Raw genomic sequence first — 18281 nt, forward strand, 5'->3', positions numbered from 1 at the left:
TTCAGTTCCAGTTGTCGATCCTGACGTCGTGCGGGTTGGGCTGGCCCTTGCCGATTTCCAGCAGGGCTTTGAGGCTCATCAGGAACACCGCCCACTTGGTGCTGCAGTGGAAGGTGAACTCGACGCGTTCCTTCCAGCCTTCGTGGGTGAACAGCACGATGCAGTAGTCGCCTTCCTGTTTCAGTGCGAAGCGTGCATGCGTGCCGATCCATTCGGCGGGGCCGGCCAGGAACTTCCAGAGCACCAGCTCGCCGGGAATCAGCTGTTCCAGTTGCATTTCCATGGCGCCGATCTCCTGGCCGTTGTTCGTGAAGCGCACCCTGACCGTGCCGCCGGTCTCGCGGTCGCCGTGGGTGTCTTCAGCCCACCATGCGGCGACGCCTTCGGGGGTGGCCAGTGCTTCATACACCTGGCTTGCGGGGGCCTTGATGCCGACCCGGTGTGCGATATCCACCATTGCAGGTTCCTCGCGATGGGCAGGCAGGCGCCGCCGTCGAGTGGACTATATGCAGGTAAATGCCTGCATGTCAAATCTGGCCCACGGACGTCCGGCCCTGGTAGTGCCGGCCGCTGGCCGGCATCCCGGTGGAGTTGGGGGTGTGCAGTTGCCGGCCAGCGGCCGGCACTACCAGATGCTGCCCACCCGGCAGCGGGGAGTTGACAGCGTGTCAACCTACTAGTAGGTTGACGACATGAAAGAGTCGCTCTCGCCCAAGGCCCAGGAGATCCTGGCCCACGCCCGTTCGCTGCTGGAGGCCGGTGGCTACAACGGCTTCAGCTACGCCGACGTGTCGGCGCGGGTGAACATCAGCAAGGCCAGCATCCACCACCATTTCCCCAGCAAGGCGGATCTGGTGCGCACGGTGGTTGAGCTGTACCGGGCCGAGGCGCGCGAAGGCTTGGCGCTGCTGGACCGGCAGCTGGGCGACCCGTTGCAGGAGCTCAACGCCTATGTGGACTACTGGTCCAGCTGTATTGCCGGTGGCACGTCTTCGTTCTGCATCTGCGCGATGCTGGCGGCAGAGGCACCGATGATCCCTGCGGAGATTGCCGAAGAAGTACGCGGGCATTTCGAGGATCTGAGCGGGTGGCTGACGGTGACGCTGGAGAAGGGCGCCGCGCTGGGCCAGTTGCGCCTGCAGGGTTCCCCTGCGGACGAGGCCAGGGCGTTCATGTCGTCGGTGCATGGCGCGATGCTGGCCGCGCGCGGTTTTGGTGACGCGGCGACCTTCGCGGCACTGGCACGGTTGGCGATCGCACGGGTGAGCGCGGCGTCCTGAGAGATGTGTGGTCGGCCTGCGGTGACGCGGGCCTTCTTTTTGAGTCTAACGCCTACCTACTAGTAGGTTCATTCTGTCCCTGGAGATGTCCCATGTCCCACCCTCTGTCCACGCTTGGCGTGATCCATACCGCTGTCAGCCTGATCCCGGTGTTGAGTGGCCTGTATGCCTTCATTCGTCATCGCGCAATCGATCCCGCCACGCGCGCGGGCAAGCTGTACCTGCTCGGGCTGGTGCTGTCGGTGGCCACCTCGTTCACCGTCTCCAGTACGGGCGGGATCAACCCGGGCCACGCATTCGGGTTGATCGTGCTGCTGGTCGCCTTCGGCGGCGTGCTGGCCGCCCGGCTGCGCTGGCTGGGGCGCGCAGCGCGTTACCTGTCGACCTTCGCGCTGTCGTTCAGTTTCCTGTTGTCGCTGGTGCCCGGCGTCAACGAAACGCTGACCCGCGTGCCGGCAGCGCATCCGATTGCTGCCGCGCCGATGGCCCCGGTGGTGCTGCATACGTTGCTGGGATTGGCGGCAGTGTTTGTGCTGGGCTTTGCCGCGCAGTGCTGGCGCATGCGGTCTCAACCGGTTCGCAGGCGCCCTTGAGCAGAGGCACCTCAGTCCCGCATGGCCATTTCAGCCAGCAACGACTGCGGTTCGATCAGCGCAGCCGAACGTGTGGCATCCACCCGAACATGCCGGCTGCAGAAGTTGAACACCCGACCCTCGGCAGGCGCGGATACGTCTGGCGTTGCGTCCGGTGTTTCGATTTCCAGCACTTCATCCACCGCCAGCGCCAGGGTTGCGCTACCGGCGTTGATCAAGAGCACGGCAGGGCTGCCGCCACCGAATGCCGGTTGACCGCTGAGCCTGCGCAGGTCGGCTACCGGCAACGGCTGCCCTCGTACCTCCAGGTTCCGCCTGCCATGCTGATCTGCAGGGCCGAAGGTCTCGGGGCCGCGTATTTCCACGGCCACCTGTACGTCGATCGCGAACAGGGCCGTGCCTACGCGCAGGACGACAACCTCGAACAACTCGGCAGGCGAGGCACGTGTTTCCGTTGAAGGTTGAGCAGGTACAGGCATGCTGTGGATCTGGCAGGAACGATGGGTAACGCGGCTTGAATGATGACGTGCGCAGGGAGTACGCGGCCGCGTGGGACTACGCGCGCAAGGCGGCGGTTCAGCTGGATCCGACGGATGCATGGTGCGCACTGAGCGGGCCGATGCGCGGAAAGTGCGGACGCAGCAGGCCGACGAGCTGATCCATGCCCGGAACGGCATGGCCAAATTCGTCCCATCGCGCATTGACCAGGCCGGACACCATGATCTGCCCGGTGTCGATGCGGGTCATGGCCCAATAGGGAACAGCACGCGCGCTGATGGCCATGTCCAGTACCGGAACGACGGCAGCATGCGAGCGACTGTCATGGATGCGGCGCTTGACCGCCTCCAGGCCGTCGGGAGGACCTTCGACGTACTGGAAAAACCGCTGACCGTCGACGAGCAGCGCTCCGGTAACGTCCACGCGACGGTTGAACGTGGCAGAGCAGGAGACGATCTGCCGGAGGATTTCATCGGAAAGCCCAGCCGACATGTGGCTGGAGTAGGCAAATGCGTGGAGCATGGAAGGGGTTCTTGTGACGCCCGTCACTATACGTGGGGCGCCGTAGCCTGCCGTGAGCCTTTCCTCACGCATCACTTGGGAGTGATGCGTTGGATCAGCAGCCCACCAGCCGATCCGCGCCAATTCCGCCGCGATGCTGGCTGCGGTATTCGGTAGGACTGGCGTCCACCTGGCCGCGGAAGTGCCGGCGGAACGACTCCTGCGAACCAAAGCCGGCCTGCTCGGCAATCCACTGCAGCGGCCGGTCAGTGGTTTCCAGCAGCTCGCGGGCGAATGCCACGCGCTCGCGGATCAGCCAGTCGATGGGTGACAGGCCGGTGGCTTCCAGGAACTGCCGCTGCAGGGTGCGCTGGCTGAGCGCGGCCTGCTCGGCAAGACTGCCCAGCGAGTGCGGCTCGCGCAGGTTGCGGCGCATCCATTCCATCAGTTTTGCCAGACGCGAGGGCTCGCCATGGGGAATGGCGCGGCTGACGCGCTGGCTGCGTTCGGCATCACGCCATGGCGCCAGTACCAGTCGCTCGGCCACCAGGTTGGCCACGCGCGCACCGTAATCCTTGCGCACCATGTGCAGCATCATGTCCATGCCGGTGGCCGAGCCGGCCGAGGTGATGATGCTGCCGGTGTCTACATACAGTGCATCTTCGCGCACATCGATGCGCGGGAACTCGCGTGCGAGCGCTTCGGTGAGGCGCCAGTGGGTGGTGGCCTGGCGGCCATCGAGCAGCCCGGCCCACGCCAGCGCGAAGGCACCGGAGCAGATCGAAGCGATGCGCGCGCCACGGCCGTGGGCACGGATGAGTGCATCAAGCAGCGCCTGTGGCGGGCGCTCGCTGGGCTCGCGCCAACCGGGAATGACGATGATGTCGGCGTCATCAACTGTGCTGAGGTCGTAGGGAAGCTGCACCTGCGTTCCGCCAAGCATGCGCAGCGCACCGGGTTCACCCGCGCACAGCTGGGTGCGATACCAGGCTACGCCGAGTTCCGGCCGCACCGGCGCGAACAGGCCAACCGCACAGCCGAACTCGAACAGGCCCTGGCCGTGGCAGGCAACGATGGCGACGAGCGGCGCGGTGGGATCGGCGGGTGGGCTGGGCATGGCTTGATGCTACGGGTGCAGATGCGGGGCGCTGCGTGGTGCGAGGGCATCAGGTGATGCCGACCAGGCATATGGAGCGGTCGCTCCCCTCTTGTAGAGCCGAGCCCACGCTCGGCTCAATACCGGCAGGGGGATGCATCTGACGCCGTCGCGAGGAGCAGCCGAGCGTGGGCTCGGCTCTACAGAATGCAGGGCACCGGTGCTGCGGCCTAACGTCATTACCAGCGGTCATGTGGGTGGCCGGATGTTACGGCTGGGTGACGCGATCCCGCCTGTTGCCGTGGGTGAACAGGCCCTTGAATGGAAGCGTGTTTCCGGCCCACCCCCACGAGCCCCCATGCCTGCCGCCCACACCCCTGTCCTGAGCACTCTCGCGGTTCTGATCACTGCTATCCTCGCCGCGTCGCCCACCCATGCGGCCGAAGCCGATGCCGATCCTGCCGCCACCGCCGCGACAGCCAACGTGGCAGCGTCCACGCTGGATGCAGTGGTAGTGACCGGTTCGCGCACCAGCACGCGCACGGTGAAGAACAGCTCCACGCCCATCGATGTGATCTCTGCCGAGGACCTTGCCGCTACCGGGCAGGGCAACCTGCTGGAAGCGTTGCAGCGTGCGCTGCCGTCGCTGAGCCAGATCGGTGGCTACCAGAGCGACCAGGAAAGCCTGATCCGTGGCTACCAGCTGCGCAACCTGTCGCCGGGCTACACGCTGGTGCTGGTGAACGGCAAGCGCCGCAATGCCAGTGCCTATGTGAGCGGTGCCAATGGGGGCGGCTTCCCAGGCCATGCGTGGGCGGACCTGGCGTTGATTCCGGTGTCGGCCATCGATCACGTGGAAGTGCTGCGCGATGGTGCGTCTGCCATCTATGGCTCCGATGCGATTACCGGTGTGGTCAACGTGATCCTGAAGTCGCAGGCGCACGGTGGCGAGCTCGCCGTGGAAAGCGGGCAGAGCATTGATGGCGATGGCTCGCGAACCAGCGTGCGTGCCAACGTGGGCCTGCCGTGGGGTGCCGATGGCTTCGTCAACCTGTCCGGCGAGACCACGCGGCAGCACCACGCGATCCGTACCCGCCGCTACATCGATGGCTATCTGAGCTACCCGGCGGTGGATGGTAGCGGCAATCTGGTGGCGCTGCGTCCGAACAACCGGCTGCCGGCCGGTGCAACGCCGAACCCGGCCGAAGCCAGCCGCAACGCCGAGGCCAATACCATCCTCAGCGCGCCGTCGTATGCGCTGAAGGCCTTCGCGGTGAACGTGGGCCATGGCCTGGGCGACAGCGCGCAGTTCTACGCCAATGCCACCGCCAGCGACCGCACCGCGCAGGCGATCCAGAACTTCCGCCTGCCGGCGACCATCTTCACCACTTACAAGGCTCCAGGCGTGCTGAGCGTGTTTCCCGATGGCTTCCTGCCGGTGCTGGAAACCAAGGAGAAGCAGTACACCGGCACCGCGGGCGTGAAAGGCCAGATCGCAGGCTGGGACTACGACGCCAGCCTTACCGGCAACCGCAGCACGGTGCGCACCTATACGCGCAACTCGGTGAACTACTCGCTGCAGTACCCCGGCTCGCCCACCGATTTCTACGACGGCAAGCTGGACTACCAGCAGGGTATCGCCAACCTCGATCTGCGCCGTGGCTTCGAGGTGGCGGCATTCGCCTCGCCGCTGGAAGTGAGCGCGGGCGCCGAATACCAGCACGAAAAGTACGAACGCGGGGCCGGGCAGTGGGAGTCGTATACCGGCTTTGGTGCTGCGGCGTTCGTCGGCTATTCGACTGCCGATGCGGTGAAGGCTACCCGCAACAGCAAGGCGGTCTATGTGGGCGCGGCCACCAACATCACCTCGCGCTGGTACCTGGATGCCGCCGCGCGCTGGGAAGACCATTCCGACTTCGGCAGCGTGTCCACCGGGCGCTTGACCACGCGCTTCGACGTCACCGATGCGCTGGGCGTGCGCGCGACGGTCAGCAACGGTTTCCATGCACCCAGCCTGGGCGCGCAGTTCTACCAGGCCACGGGCAGCTGCCCCTGCGGCACCACGCTGGTTGCGCAGGTGTCTTCGCCGGCGGGGATCGCACTGGGTGCCACGCCGCTGAAGCCCGAGAAAGCCACCAACTACAGCCTGGGCGTGACCTGGGACCCGAGCCCGGCGTTCCACCTGGCCGTGGATGCGTACCAGATCGATATCCGTGGCCAGCTTGGGCAGTCCAGCCAGATCGGCTACAACGCACAGGATCCGGCGCGCATCACCGACAACAGCGGCACGGTGCTGAGCGCAGCGCAGAAGAACACCATCGATGCGCTGCTGGGCTCGGCCGGCATCAGCATCCTGCCGGGTGATGCGTTCTACGCCAGCTACTTCACCAACGTGGGCAATACCCGCACACGCGGTGTCGAGCTGACCCTGGAGGCCAACCAGGAAACCGCGTGGGGCAAGCTGCGCTGGAGCTATGCGGCCAACGTGGGGCGTACCACCATCCAGAAGGTCAGCGACATTCCGGCGGCGCTGCAGGGGCTGCCGAACATCAACCTGTTGACCAGGACCAGCGAGTACGCGCTGCGCTTCCGTACGCCCAGCTACACGCAGGTGGCGGGGTTGGGCTGGCAGAACGGGCGCTGGCGCTCGAACGTCGACTTCACCTACTACGGCCCGATCAAGCGCCTGAACAACGGCGTGGAGTACAAACAGCCGCCGGTGCTGGTGACCAATCTCTCCGGTGGCGTGGAACTGGGTGCGGGCTGGAGTGCGGCGCTGGGCATTAACAACGTGTTCGACAAGCGCACCCGCAAGGTGCCGGAGTACGCGCGCAGTGCCACCGATGTGGCGAGCATCGAGACGACCTGGGATTCGGGCGACGTGCTGAGCCGCATCGGGGCGTTCTGGTACGGGCGGATCAATTACCGGTTCTGAGGTGGAGCAGCCGAGCATGGCTCGGCTCTACACAAGGCGAAAGGCGGCCGGCGGTAGTTCGGCATCATCGAGGAGCAGTTCATGTCTTCTGCATTGAGGGTGGTTGCAGTGGTGGGGTCGCCGACCAGTTCGGCGACGTCGCGCACGTTGCTGTTGGTGCGGTACCTGCTGGCGTCGCTGCAGCAGCGGGTGCATGCCAGTGTGGATCTGGTGGAGCTGGCACCGATCGCGCGTTCGCTGGGGCAGTCGTTGTCGCGCGACGAAGTGGAGCCCGCCGTGGAGCAGGCGCTGCAGACGATCGAGGCGGCCGGGCTGCTGGTAGTGGCTGCGCCGGTCTATCGGGGATCGTATCCGGGGCTGTTCAAGCATCTGGTCGACTTCATCGGCCTGGAAGCGCTGGTGGATACGCCGGTACTGCTCGCGGCAACCGGTGGCAGTGAGCGCCATGCGCTGGTGATCGATCACCAGCTGCGGCCGTTGTTCAGTTTCCTGCAGGCGCACACGCTGCCGATCGGGGTGTACGCCACGCCGGCCGACTTCGAGGGTGAGCACATCACCAGTGTGGCCTTGCAGGCTCGCATCGCGCTGGCGACCGAGCGTGCGGCCGGACATCTGGCCACGCAGTCGCTGGCGGTAGCGGCGCCGCTGCGACGCATCGCCTGAGGGCATAACCGGCGGCGCTTTGCTTATGGCCAAGGCGCATCTGCGTGGCCGAATCTGACCGCCGATTGTCGCCTGGCATCGCTGTCGCGGTCGCGGTCATCTCTAGCATCGATATCGAAGCGGCATCGCATTGCCGCCCCCCGATGAGGACGACCCCGTGAGTCTGGACGCAACCGATAAGCCCATCCTGTTCCTGCTCGACCGCGAGTTCGAGGACGGACAGATTCCCGGCCAGCGCTTCTTCTGTCGGCACAGCCTGCTGCTGGAAGGGGCGCTGTCGAGCATCGACGGCCTGGACGCGCAGCTGGACGTGCGCCGCATCGGCTTCGCGCGGCCGCGCCGCGAGGTGATCGCCGAGATCGGCGAGCAGGACCAGTCGCTGCCCAAGCTGGTGCTGCCGCAGGGCGTGCACAGCGAGCTGGCCAGTGGTGCGCACCAGAACCGCCAGTACATCTCCGGTGCCGAACCGATCCTGGCTGCGCTGAACGGGTTGCTCGGCATTCCCGTGGCCCACCCCTGAGCGAGGACGCGACGATGAGCTATCAGATCAGCGTATTGGACAAGAGCCCGGCGGCCGAGGGCGCCTCACCGGAGCAGGCGCTGCGCAACAGCCTGCAGCTGGCTCAGCGCGCCGAGCAGCTGGGTTACCACCGGTACTGGTTTGCCGAGCACCATGCCGCGCCGACCTTGGCCAGCCCCGCACCGGAAGTGCTCGCGGCCTGGGTACTGGCGCAGACCCGGCGCATCCGAATCGGCAGCGGCGGGGTGATGCTGCGCCACTATGCGCCGTACAAGGTAGCGGAGAACTTCAACCTGCTGTCGGCGCTGGCGCCGGGGCGTGTCGATCTGGGCGTGGGCAAGGCACCCGGTGGCCTGCCGGCCTCTACGGCTGCATTGGCAGCAGGGCGGCCGGCGTTTGCCGACTTCGACCAGCAACTGCGCGACCTGGAGGGCTACCTGTCGGGTACCGACGCCGAAGCGCAGGCGCGCCCGATCCCGCAGCAGGCGCCGGAGCGCTTCCTGCTCGGTGCCAGCCCGCAGAGCGCGAAGCAGGCGGCCGAGCTGGGCTGGCGCTTCGTCTACGCCGCGCACTTCGATGGTGATCCGAAGCACATCGAGGCCGCATTCGACGCCTACCGCAGCGTCTCCTCGCAGCCCCCGCTGCTGGCCACGGTGGCCTTCGCCGCACCTACGGCCGAAGCGGCTGCACGGCATATCGGTGCGCTACGCGTCTACAAGCTGCACCTTGGTCCCGGGCAGGCGGTGAACCTGCCCAGCCCCGAGGCGGCTGCCGAGTACGCGCGCCAGGTGGGCGTTGCCGACTTCCGCATCGAGGAAACGCGTCCGAGCGTGCTGTCCGGCGATGCGCAGCACGTGCGTGACGAACTGGATGCGCTGCATCGGCGCTTCGGCGTGGGCGAATTCATCCTCGACGCGCCGGTGGCCGACCTCGACGCACGCCTGACATCCCTTGAACTGCTGTCGCCCGCGCCGCGCGCGGCGGTGGCCTGACCTGCAGGAGCGATTCCCATGAGCACCACCCCGCGCCACATTCCGTTCGGCATCATGCTGCAGGGCCCCGGCAGCCACATGCATGCCTGGAAGCATCCGTCCAATCCGGCCGATGCCAGCGTCAACCTGCAGTTCTACATCGACATTGCGCGCACCGCCGAGGACAACGGCATTGCCTTCGGTTTCGTGGCCGATGGCCTGTACATCAACGAGAAGTCGATCCCGCATTTCCTCAACCGCTTCGAGCCGATCTCGCTGCTGTCGGCGCTGGCCACGGCAACGAAAAAGATCGGCCTGGCGGGCACGCTGTCGACGTCCTACAGCGATCCGTTCACGGTGGCACGGCAGTTCGCTTCACTGGATTTGCTCAGTGGCGGCCGCGCCGGCTGGAACGTGGTGACCTCGCCACTGGAGGGTTCGGGCCGCAACTACGGCCGGCCGCACCCGGATCACGCGCTGCGCTACCAGATCGCCGATGAGTACCTGGACGTCGTGCAGGGGCTGTGGGATTCGTGGGACGACGACGCCTTCGTGCGTGAGCGCGACAGCGGCACCTTCTTCGCACCGGAGAAATTCCGCCGCCTCGACCACAAGGGCCGCTTCTTCCAGGTGGAAGGCCCGCTCAACATCCAGCGTTCGCCGCAGGGACAGCCGGTAATCTTCCAGGCCGGTTCGTCTGACGATGGCATCGCGCTGGCCGGCAAGTACGCCGATGCGGTGTTCACCCATTCGCCATCGCTGGAAAAAACCCGTGCATTCACCCAGAAGGTGAAGAACTCGGCGATCGCGCACGGCCGCAGCGGCAATGACGTGAAGATCTTTCCGGGCATCGGCCCCATCGTCGGCCGCACCGCCGAGGAAGCCGAAGCCAAGTATCAGGCGATTGCCGCACTGGCCACGCTGGAGGATGCACTGGCGTACCTGGGGCGCTTCTTCGATCACCACGATTTCAGCCAGTACGATCCGGATGCACCGTTCCCGGAGCTGGGTGACATCGGCAGCAACTCGTTCCGTTCCACCACCGACCGCATCAAGCAGGATGCGCGTGAGAAGGGCCTGAGCCTGCGCCAGGTGGCACTGGAAGCAGTGAGCCCACGGCCGAACTTCATCGGCACACCGGAGCATGTGGCCGATGAGCTGATCCGCTGGTTCGATGCCGGTGCCAGCGATGGCTTCATTCTCGGCTTCGCCGCGCAGCGCGAGGGCCTGGACGATTTCGTGACCCAGGTGCTGCCGATCCTGCAGGCGCGCGGCTACCACCAGCGCGAGCTGGAAGGACAGACCCTGCGCGAGCATCTGGGTCTGCCGTACAAGGCCAGCCGCTATTCGACCGACGCCGAGCCGGCACGGAAGGCGGGATAAGGCGATGAGCGGAGAAACCGCGGTAGCGCCGGGCCACGCCCGGCGGACTTCCCCAACCAGTGGCATATTGCCCGAGATCGCGGCACGCGCCGAGGCCACAATCGCGATCCGCCATGACCTGCACCAGCACCCGGAGCTCGCCTTCGAGGAGCACCGCACCAGCGCCCGCGTGGCCGAGCTGCTGCAGCAATGGGGCTATGAGGTGACCACCGGCCTCGGTGGCACCGGCGTGGTCGGCACGCTGCATCGCGGGCAGGGCAGCCGTCGCCTCGGCCTGCGCGCCGACATCGACGCACTGCCGATCCATGAGGACTCCGGCCTGGCCTACGCCAGCCAGACCGACGGCCTGATGCATGCCTGCGGTCATGATGGTCACACCGCCATCCTGCTGTCTGCGGCGCATTATCTGGCCCATCACGGCAATATCGACGGCACCCTGCAGCTGGTGTTCCAGCCGGCCGAGGAGACGGGCTCGGGCGCATCGAAGATGATGGCCGATGGCTTGTTCGAGCGTTTCCCGGTGGATGCGATCTATGGGCTGCACAACTGGCCGGGCGTGCCGGTGGGCCACTTCGGCTTTGTCGATGGCCCGGCGATGGCATCGGTGGATTGGGCACGGCTGAAGGTGATCGGCAAGGGTGGCCATGGCGCCGAACCACAGGGCAGCGTGGATCCGATTCTGGTCGCCGCGCACATCATCACTGCGCTGCAGAGCGTGGTGTCGCGCAATGTCGATCCGCGGCAGATGGGGGTGGTGACCGTCGGTTCGATCCACGGTGGGCAGGCCGCCAACGTGATTCCGGACATGGTCGAGCTGAAGCTGACCGTGCGCGCCTATCTACCGGAGGTGCGCGATACCCTGCGGCGCCGGGTCACCGAGATTGCCGAACAGACCGCCGCCGCGTTCGGTGCGCGCGCCGAGATCGAATTCCCGCGCGGCTTCCCCAGTGTGATCAACCATCCGCAGCAGACCGCCTACATCCGCGAGGTGGCCGTGCAGGGCTTCGGCGCCGGACAGGTGGTGCCCGACTTCGCACCGCGCACGGCCAGCGAGGATTTCGCGTTCCTGCTGCAGGCACGACCGGGCAGCTTCGTGTTCGTCGGGAACGGCGAGAGCGCACCGCTGCACAGCCCGCGCTATGTGTTCAACGACGCCGCCATTGCCCCCGCCGCCAGCCTGTGGGCGCGGCTGGCCGAAGACTATCTGGTGAAGGACGTGGCATGAGCAGCAGCGAACGCTTCCTCTATACCTCGGTGGATGATCCGCTGGCGCGGCCGCTGTTCGACGGCCTGGAACAGGAGTACGACACCCGCTATGCCGACGTGCGCCGACGCATCGGTGGCAGCGCTCGCGAGGAGCTGCAGCGCTACCCGGCGCAGGCCTTTGCGGCCCCGGTGGGCGCCTTCGTGCTGCTGCTGCGCGACGGGGTGGCGATTTCCGGCGGTGCGTTCATGCCGCACCGCGATCCGGATACCGCCGAATTCAAGCGCATCTGGACACTGCCCGGGCTGCGTCGCCAGGGCATTGCGCGGCGCGTGCTGCAGGAGCTGGAAGAGCAGGCGGCGCGGCAAGGGTACCGGAGGGTGTTCCTGACGACCGGCTTCCGCCAGCCTGAAGCTGTTGGCCTGTACCTGAGCCACGGCTACACCGCGTTGTTCGATCTGGAGGCCGACCCGGAAACGGTTGCGCATCTGCCGTTCGAGAAGCACCTGCGGGCGACGACGCCTGTCGTTACCCCTGCACAGGTACCGCTGCACGGAGCCCACGCATGAGCACACCGTCGACCGCGCTGGAGGGCATCGCCGCTCGTCCGGCGCCCGGACCGGCACTGAAGATCGTGCCGGCCCGGCATCCGCTGCAGGTGTTCGGCACGGTGCTGGCACTGGCGCTGATCCTGATCGGGCTGCAGTCCGTGCTGGGCAATCCGCGCTGGGGCTGGGGCACCTTCGCCGAGTGGTTCTTCGCACGCCCGGTGCTGGAAGGCCTGGGTCGCACGCTACTGCTGACCGCGCTCGGTACCGGCCTCGGCTTCGTGCTGGGTACGCTGCTCGCGCTGGCACGCGTCTCCGGCTCGCCGCTGCTGTCGGCGGTGTCGTGGGGCTATGTGTGGTTGTTCCGCTCGATTCCGCTACTCGTGCTGTTGTTGCTGTTGAACAACCTGGGCTATCTGTACAGCACCATCGAACTGGGCGTGCCGTTCACCGGCATCAGCCTGTTCTCGTACCCGACCACGCAGCTGATCGGTGTGTTCACCGCCGCGGTGCTGGGCCTGACCCTGAACCAGGCAGCGTTCTCGGCCGAGGTGATCCGCGGTGGCATTCTCTCGGTTGACCACGGCCAGTACGAGGCCGCGGCCGCGCTCGGCCTGCCGCGTGGCCGCCAGGTGCGCCGCATCATCCTGCCGCAGGCGATGCGTTCGATCCTGCCGGCGGCGTTCAACGATGTGATCGGCCTCGCCAAGAGCACCTCGGTGGTCTACGTGCTGGCGCTGCCGGAGCTGTTCTACACCGTACAGGTGATCTATCGGCGCAACCTGGAAGTGGTGCCGCTGCTGATGGTGGCCACGGTCTGGTACCTGGTGATCCTGACCGTACTTTCACTGCTGCAGCGGCGCGTGGAACAGCGCTTCGCGCGCGGCCAGCTGCAGCGCGAGCGCTCGGTGTCGCGGGTGTCGTCACCGGTGCGGACATCCAGTGATGCTGCGCCGCGCGTGGCCAACCGCCCGCGCATCGCCACCCAGGTGGAAGCGGGCGAGGGTGCGGCGATATCGCTGCATGGCGTGGGCAAGGTGTTCGGCGATCAGCCGGTGCTGGAAGACGTGAGCCTGGACCTGCGCGCCGGCAGCGTGACGGTGCTGATCGGCCCGTCCGGTGCCGGGAAATCCACGCTGCTGCGGTTGATCAACCACCTGGAACGCGCGGACAGTGGTTACGTGACTGTCGGCGGCCAGCTGATCGGTTACCGCCGCGAGGGTGACACGTTGTACGAACTTCCCGAGCGCGAGATCCGCCGTCGGCGTGCCGAGGTGGGCATGGTGTTCCAGGGCTTCAACCTGTTCCCGCATCTGACCGCGCTGGAGAACATCATCGAGGCACCGATCGCGGTACGTGGTGTATCGCGCGCGCAGGCCGAGCAGCAGGCGCGCACACTGCTGGAGCGGGTCGGCCTGGCCGACAAGGCCGATGCCTTCCCACGCCAGCTGTCCGGTGGCCAGCAGCAGCGCATCGCGATCGCCCGCGCACTGGCGCTGCAACCGAAGGTGCTGCTGTTCGATGAACCGACCTCGGCACTGGACCCGGAACTGGTGGCTGAAGTACTCAGCGTGATCGAGGAGCTGGCCCGTTCCGGCACCACGCTGGTGATCGTCACCCATGAGCTGAGTTTCGCCCGCCGCGTGGCCGACCACGTGGTGATGATGGACCAGGGGCGGGTGATCGAGCAGGGCACGCCCGAGGCGTTGTTCGAGCGCCCGCGCCAGCAACGCACCGCCGATTTCCTGGCCAAGACCCTATAGCCCTGGAAGGAACACCATGAGCCCTGCAGCACCCCGTCGCCCCTCGCGCAGCACCCTGTTGATCGTGGGCGTGCTGGTCATCGGCATCGCCGGCATCGTCTATTCGCGCGTGCGCCAGGCACCGGATGCCGGCGCCGTGGCCGCGACCAGTCTGGCCGGTGCGAACACGGCCGTGCTGAAGGGCACGTTTGACCCGAAGGCTCAGGCGTTGATCCCGGCCGACTATCGCTTCGTCACCCCCGGTACGTTCACCGTGGCCACTCATCCGGGGCAGCTGCCGCTGGCCGACTATGGTGCCGACAGCAAGGACGTGGTCGGCATCGAGCCGGACATCGCGCGGCTGATCGCCGATGGGCTGGGCCTGAAGCTGGTGATCGTACCGGTGGCCTGGCCTGACTGGCCGCTGGGGCTGGAATCGGGCAAGTACGATGCGGTGCTCTCCAATGTGACGGTCACCGAGGAGCGCAAGAAGAAGTTCGATTTCTCCAGTTATCGCTACGACCTGCTGGGCATCTACACGCGCGCCGATGGGCCGATACAGAAGATCGAAAAGCCCGCCGACGTCGCCGGGCTGAAGGTGGTGGTGGGCGCCAGCACCAACCAGGACCAGATCCTGCGCCAGTGGGACCAGCAGAACATCGCTGCCGGCCTGAAGCCGGTGGAGTACCAGTACTTCGACGACGCGGTGGTCGGCCGCTTGGCGGTGATCACCGGCCGCGCCGATGTCTCGTTCGAGCCCAATGCCACCGGCGCGTATTCGGCACGCGATGGCAAGGTGCGGCGTGTTGGCCTGTTCCCAGGGGGATGGCCGAACGCTGCGGCGATTTCGGTGACCACCCGTAAGGGCAGCGGCCTGGCCGACGCGGTGACGCAGGCGCTGAATACCCAGATCGGCAGCGGCACCTATGCGCAGGCGCTGAAGCGATGGAATGTGGCCGAGGAGGCGGTGCCGCAGTCGCAGACCAATCCGCCGGGGTTGCCGACGCTGCAATGACGCCGGGCGTGGCCCGGCGCTACCTCCGTCTTTGTAGAGCCGAGCCATGCTCGGCTGCTCTACCAACGCGCCTCCAGTGTCCGGAACGGTTTCACCAGCCGCACACCCTCGGCATCGAAGTCGGAAACGCTACGTCCATCCACACGCACCGTCTTCGGCATGGTGCGCTCCGGCCACCAGACCTTCACCGCCGTCCCGCTGCGCAGCCCCTCACCAAGCGCCACCGTCAGCACCCCGTCGCGTTGCCGCGCCTGCATCTGCAACGTGCCATACGCTGTCGGCAGGCGTTCGACCGCCAACCCATCGCCAGCCACCCAAGACGGTGGCGTGCCCGGCAGCAGTGAGAGGGCATCATCGTCCTCGCGCATCAGCATGCCGAACAGCGTGCGGCCGTACTCGGCACCAATCCAGGTATGCGGCATGTCGCCCAGGTAACGCGGAAAACGCAGGCGTGAGTGCACGACCTCAGCCAGCACCTGCCACTCAAGCGGGCGCCGATCATGCAGCAGTCCCTGCAGCAGCTCATCGGCCACCTGCGGCTGGCCCAGGTGCACATAGCTCAGCACATTGCGGATCTCGTACGGTGTGTACGCGTACAGCGCACCGGGCTGGCTGCGCTTGCGGACGTCCTCCAGGTAGCGCGCGAAGGTGGTCCGCAGCGCCTCGGCGGGCAACACGCTCTGTGCGCCGGTCGGGTCCAGTGCGATCGAAACGCCGGTGGGATCGCCATCGCCCAGGTCGGCCGAGGAGGGAATGAAGTCGATGCCCTTCCACGCCATCGTCGCCCGGATCGAGGCATGCAGCGCGTCGTAAAGCAGTTTGTACTGTTCGCGTGCCCACGCTGCGGTCTCGTGGTCGCCCAGCGATTCGGCCAGCCACGCGCCGTCGTGCCAGCCCTTCAGGCCCCAATAGTCGTCCCAGTAGCTGTGGGTGGGAGACGGATAACCCTCATGGCTGATCGACGGCGCAAGAATGCCCGCGAAGCGCTCCGGCGCTGGCTGGTCGGCCTTGTAGCCGGGCGCCAGCGTGCGTTCGCGCAGTTCCTGCAGGAAGCGCAGCGCTGCCTTCACTTTCGGCAGATAGGCGCGTACCGATTCGGGTCCGCCATCGAGGCGCGCGACATCGGCCACCAGCGCCACGTACTGGCCCTGGCTGTCGTATTCGATGTCCGAACCAAAGCCGGTGTTGACGCTGCCATCGTCGTTGAGGATAGGCGAGACCAGGCCGTTGGCATGCACGCCGTGTTCGCTGTACCAGGCCAGGTAGTCGCGCGCGACCTTGGCTTCGCCCATGCGCAGCAGCACCGCCGAGGTGGCCATGCCGTCGCGGATGAAGGAACGGTTGTAGTTGCGCGGGCCGGGTTGCATCGCCGGGCCGGTCTGGTTGATCAGCATGTAGGCGGCCTGCGCGCGCAGCATGTCGACCAGTGAGGGATCGGGCAGGCGCAGGCCGACCCGGCCCAGCCGTGCCTGCCAGTCGGCGGAGGCCTGCGTGGCCAGTGAATCAAACGCCGCATTGGCATCGCGGGGCAGCGTGGTCAGATCCAGCGCAGGCGCTTGGGGCAACACGCCATTGGCATCGGCGGGGGCGGTGCCCAACGGGAACGCGACCACGACGGCATCACTGGTTCCCGGCGCCAACGAGACGCGGTAGTTCAACGCAGCCGAGGCAAGACCCTCGTCGTCGCGCGCCTGTTGCGTGGAGGGCAGCTGGCCGGCAGCGAGGGTCGCGGTGATTTCCGTTGCGCCATCCTTGCCGAACGGCGCCGCGCCGGACGCAGCCACCGGCGTGAGCGACTGCAGCAGCGTGCGTCCATTGATGCGCACCGCCTGCCCATCGATGGTCACATCGCGGATCGGTGACAGCCCGCCGTTCTGCCACGGCGGATTCATCTGCATCGGGCGCACGACCAGGCTGAGCGTGCCTTCGATCCTGGCGCTGCCCGTGTTGTGCAGGCGATGCCGCAAGAACGTTACCGGCTGGCCGTCGCGCTCGATGGCGAATACCTCGCTGCGCAGCTCCAGGCCGGGCTGCGGTGACCAGATGGCGGAGGGCATCGGCTTCCAGCCATCCCGCAACGCGTGCTGTATCGGCTGTCCTGCCGCGCCAGCGGCACGCCCGTCAGCGCCACGCCAGATCGGCTGCACCAGCGGCGCGCCCTTGAAGGCTTCCAGATTGCCGTATTCGTCGAAGATCGATTTCTGTCGTCCTGCGTGCACACCGACGGCGGTCCAGTAGGTCTGCTGCATCTGCAGCGATGCCGGGAACAACGCGCGCTGAGCGCCGCTGGCGGTGATCTGGTATCGCTTCATCGGCGTCATTACCGCCTTTGGCCCGAGCAGGCGCAGTCGCGCGACCTGCGGTGCGGGGCCGTCCACGCTCAGCCGGAACGCACGCAGGGGTTGTGCCGTGTCAGCAGCCAGCCAGCTTTGCCGATGATTGGCCGCCTGTGCATCGTGTGCGACGTCCTGCCAGCGGCCCTGTGCATCCTGCGCCTGCAGTCGTGCAGCGCCGCGCGCGCCATCGGCCCAGTCGACCACCAGGCCAGCCGAGGATTGAGCCTGCGGCAGCGTGATCTCGAGCGCATGGGATCCACCTTTTCCGGTCGGAACCGCAATGGTGCCGCCGCCTTGCCAGAGCGCGGCTGCCTGTGTTGCATCGACATCGGCGATGCGTGCGCTGAGTGTGCTGTCCAGCGGCTCCATCTCGAAGATCGACACACCCCAGTCGGAGGTGCGCTGCGGACTGGCCAGTCGTAGATAGCGCGCCTGCCGCGGCGCGAAGTACAGCGTTTCCACATCGCCCAGTGAATCGGCCATCGTGTACGCGGTCTGCCACTGCTTACCATCCATTGAGGTCTGCAGTGAATACCCTTCCGGGTTGGAGACATCCCAGGTGAGTCGTGCACCAGCCAGCCGGGTTGGCGTGCCCAGATCGATCTGGAACCAGTGGCCGGGGCTGAAGGCGCCGCCGGTGACGGTCTTCGGGTCGCCGTCGATCAGGTGGCTGATCGCCATCGCTGGCACCTGCTGCGAGGAACTGCTGGCCTGCCATTGGCTGCGCGGGGGAAGGGGCTGTGCCTGTGCGGCAGCGGCGAGGGCGGCCAACAGCAGGGTGGCGGCAGCTCGCCATGGAATGGCTGAGCGGGAGACCTTGTAGCGTTCGGCGCGCAATGTCATTACGTACAGCCTCGCAGGTTCGGCCGGTATCGGGCGAGCGCTACGCTAGCAAGGGATGTAATCGGTTACATGACGCACTGCAGCGTCGCAGGCCGCTTCTGTGGTTGACGCAGCCGAGCATGGCTCGGCTCTACATGGTTTCCGGCAGGTCAA

The 18281-nt window shown here is 66.6% G+C and carries 16 protein-coding genes; 11 read left to right on the top strand and 5 right to left on the bottom strand.

Going from position 1 to position 18281, the window contains the following annotated elements; translation table 11 throughout:
* Position 1: 1 nt before the first annotated feature.
* Positions 2-457 carry an SRPBCC family protein gene (locus AC5P8C_RS12880; protein WP_019661337.1) on the bottom strand — a complete coding sequence of 152 codons (456 nt, stop codon included), beginning with the start codon at positions 455-457 and terminating at the stop codon, positions 2-4.
* A gap of 235 nt (positions 458-692) precedes the next feature.
* On the opposite strand from AC5P8C_RS12880, the gene AC5P8C_RS12885 reads away from it, so the two are divergent.
* Together AC5P8C_RS12885 and AC5P8C_RS12890 are read left to right on the top strand one after the other, a co-directional pair.
* The gene (locus AC5P8C_RS12885) at positions 693-1280 is read left to right on the top strand and encodes a TetR/AcrR family transcriptional regulator (RefSeq protein ID WP_019661338.1); all 588 of its coding nucleotides are present in this window, start codon (positions 693-695) and stop codon (positions 1278-1280) included.
* 92 nt (positions 1281-1372) lie between these two features.
* Positions 1373-1873 (top strand): hypothetical protein, encoded by a 501-nt coding sequence (locus AC5P8C_RS12890; protein WP_019661339.1) that lies wholly within the window; start codon positions 1373-1375, stop codon positions 1871-1873.
* A gap of 11 nt (positions 1874-1884) precedes the next feature.
* Here the strand turns inward: AC5P8C_RS12890 and AC5P8C_RS12895 are convergent, their stop codons facing one another.
* The 3 genes from AC5P8C_RS12895 to AC5P8C_RS12905 all read right to left on the bottom strand — a co-directional run bounded on the left by AC5P8C_RS12895 (position 1885) and on the right by AC5P8C_RS12905 (position 3989).
* Entirely contained in the window at positions 1885-2352 is a 468-nt protein-coding gene (locus tag AC5P8C_RS12895) for a chemotaxis protein CheW (RefSeq protein ID WP_026347175.1), read from the bottom strand.
* Positions 2353-2449: 97 nt separating this feature from the next.
* Entirely contained in the window at positions 2450-2893 is a 444-nt protein-coding gene (locus tag AC5P8C_RS12900) for a BLUF domain-containing protein (protein ID WP_019661341.1), read from the bottom strand.
* A gap of 94 nt (positions 2894-2987) precedes the next feature.
* Positions 2988-3989 carry a helix-turn-helix domain-containing protein gene (locus AC5P8C_RS12905; protein WP_019661342.1) on the bottom strand — a complete coding sequence of 334 codons (1002 nt, stop codon included), beginning with the start codon at positions 3987-3989 and terminating at the stop codon, positions 2988-2990.
* A gap of 337 nt (positions 3990-4326) precedes the next feature.
* On the opposite strand from AC5P8C_RS12905, the gene AC5P8C_RS12910 reads away from it, so the two are divergent.
* The 9 genes from AC5P8C_RS12910 to AC5P8C_RS12950 all read left to right on the top strand — a co-directional run bounded on the left by AC5P8C_RS12910 (position 4327) and on the right by AC5P8C_RS12950 (position 14949).
* Positions 4327-6903 (top strand): TonB-dependent receptor plug domain-containing protein, encoded by a 2577-nt coding sequence (locus AC5P8C_RS12910; protein WP_019661343.1) that lies wholly within the window; start codon positions 4327-4329, stop codon positions 6901-6903.
* A gap of 81 nt (positions 6904-6984) precedes the next feature.
* A complete protein-coding gene (gene msuE, locus AC5P8C_RS12915; protein ID WP_019661344.1) occupies positions 6985-7566 on the top strand; it encodes an FMN reductase in 582 nt (193 codons plus the stop codon).
* A 157-nt stretch (positions 7567-7723) separates the two neighbouring features.
* Positions 7724-8086 (top strand): DUF3088 family protein, encoded by a 363-nt coding sequence (locus tag AC5P8C_RS12920; protein ID WP_010484654.1) that lies wholly within the window; start codon positions 7724-7726, stop codon positions 8084-8086.
* A gap of 14 nt (positions 8087-8100) precedes the next feature.
* Entirely contained in the window at positions 8101-9078 is a 978-nt protein-coding gene (locus AC5P8C_RS12925) for an MsnO8 family LLM class oxidoreductase (protein ID WP_019661345.1), read from the top strand.
* 18 nt (positions 9079-9096) lie between these two features.
* Positions 9097-10440, top strand: a complete 1344-nt coding sequence (locus AC5P8C_RS12930; protein WP_019661346.1) for an LLM class flavin-dependent oxidoreductase — start codon at positions 9097-9099, stop codon at positions 10438-10440.
* Between the two features lie 4 nt (positions 10441-10444).
* Entirely contained in the window at positions 10445-11665 is a 1221-nt protein-coding gene (locus tag AC5P8C_RS12935) for a M20 aminoacylase family protein (RefSeq protein WP_019661347.1), read from the top strand.
* Positions 11662-12213, top strand: a complete 552-nt coding sequence (locus AC5P8C_RS12940; RefSeq protein ID WP_019661348.1) for a GNAT family N-acetyltransferase — start codon at positions 11662-11664, stop codon at positions 12211-12213. The genes AC5P8C_RS12935 and AC5P8C_RS12940 overlap by 4 nt, the downstream gene beginning before the upstream one ends.
* Positions 12210-13955 (top strand): amino acid ABC transporter permease/ATP-binding protein, encoded by a 1746-nt coding sequence (locus AC5P8C_RS12945; protein ID WP_275949185.1) that lies wholly within the window; start codon positions 12210-12212, stop codon positions 13953-13955. The genes AC5P8C_RS12940 and AC5P8C_RS12945 overlap by 4 nt, the downstream gene beginning before the upstream one ends.
* A gap of 16 nt (positions 13956-13971) precedes the next feature.
* On the top strand, positions 13972-14949 hold the full coding sequence (locus tag AC5P8C_RS12950) for an ABC transporter substrate-binding protein (protein WP_019338456.1): 978 nt from the start codon (positions 13972-13974) through the stop codon (positions 14947-14949).
* 59 nt (positions 14950-15008) lie between these two features.
* Here AC5P8C_RS12950 and AC5P8C_RS12955 read toward each other — a convergent pair whose 3' ends face one another.
* The gene (locus tag AC5P8C_RS12955) at positions 15009-18128 is read right to left on the bottom strand and encodes a discoidin domain-containing protein (protein WP_019661350.1); all 3120 of its coding nucleotides are present in this window, start codon (positions 18126-18128) and stop codon (positions 15009-15011) included.
* Positions 18129-18281 lie beyond the last annotated feature (153 nt).

It is taken from the genome of Stenotrophomonas sp. YJH_SMC_46 (assembly GCF_059370315.1).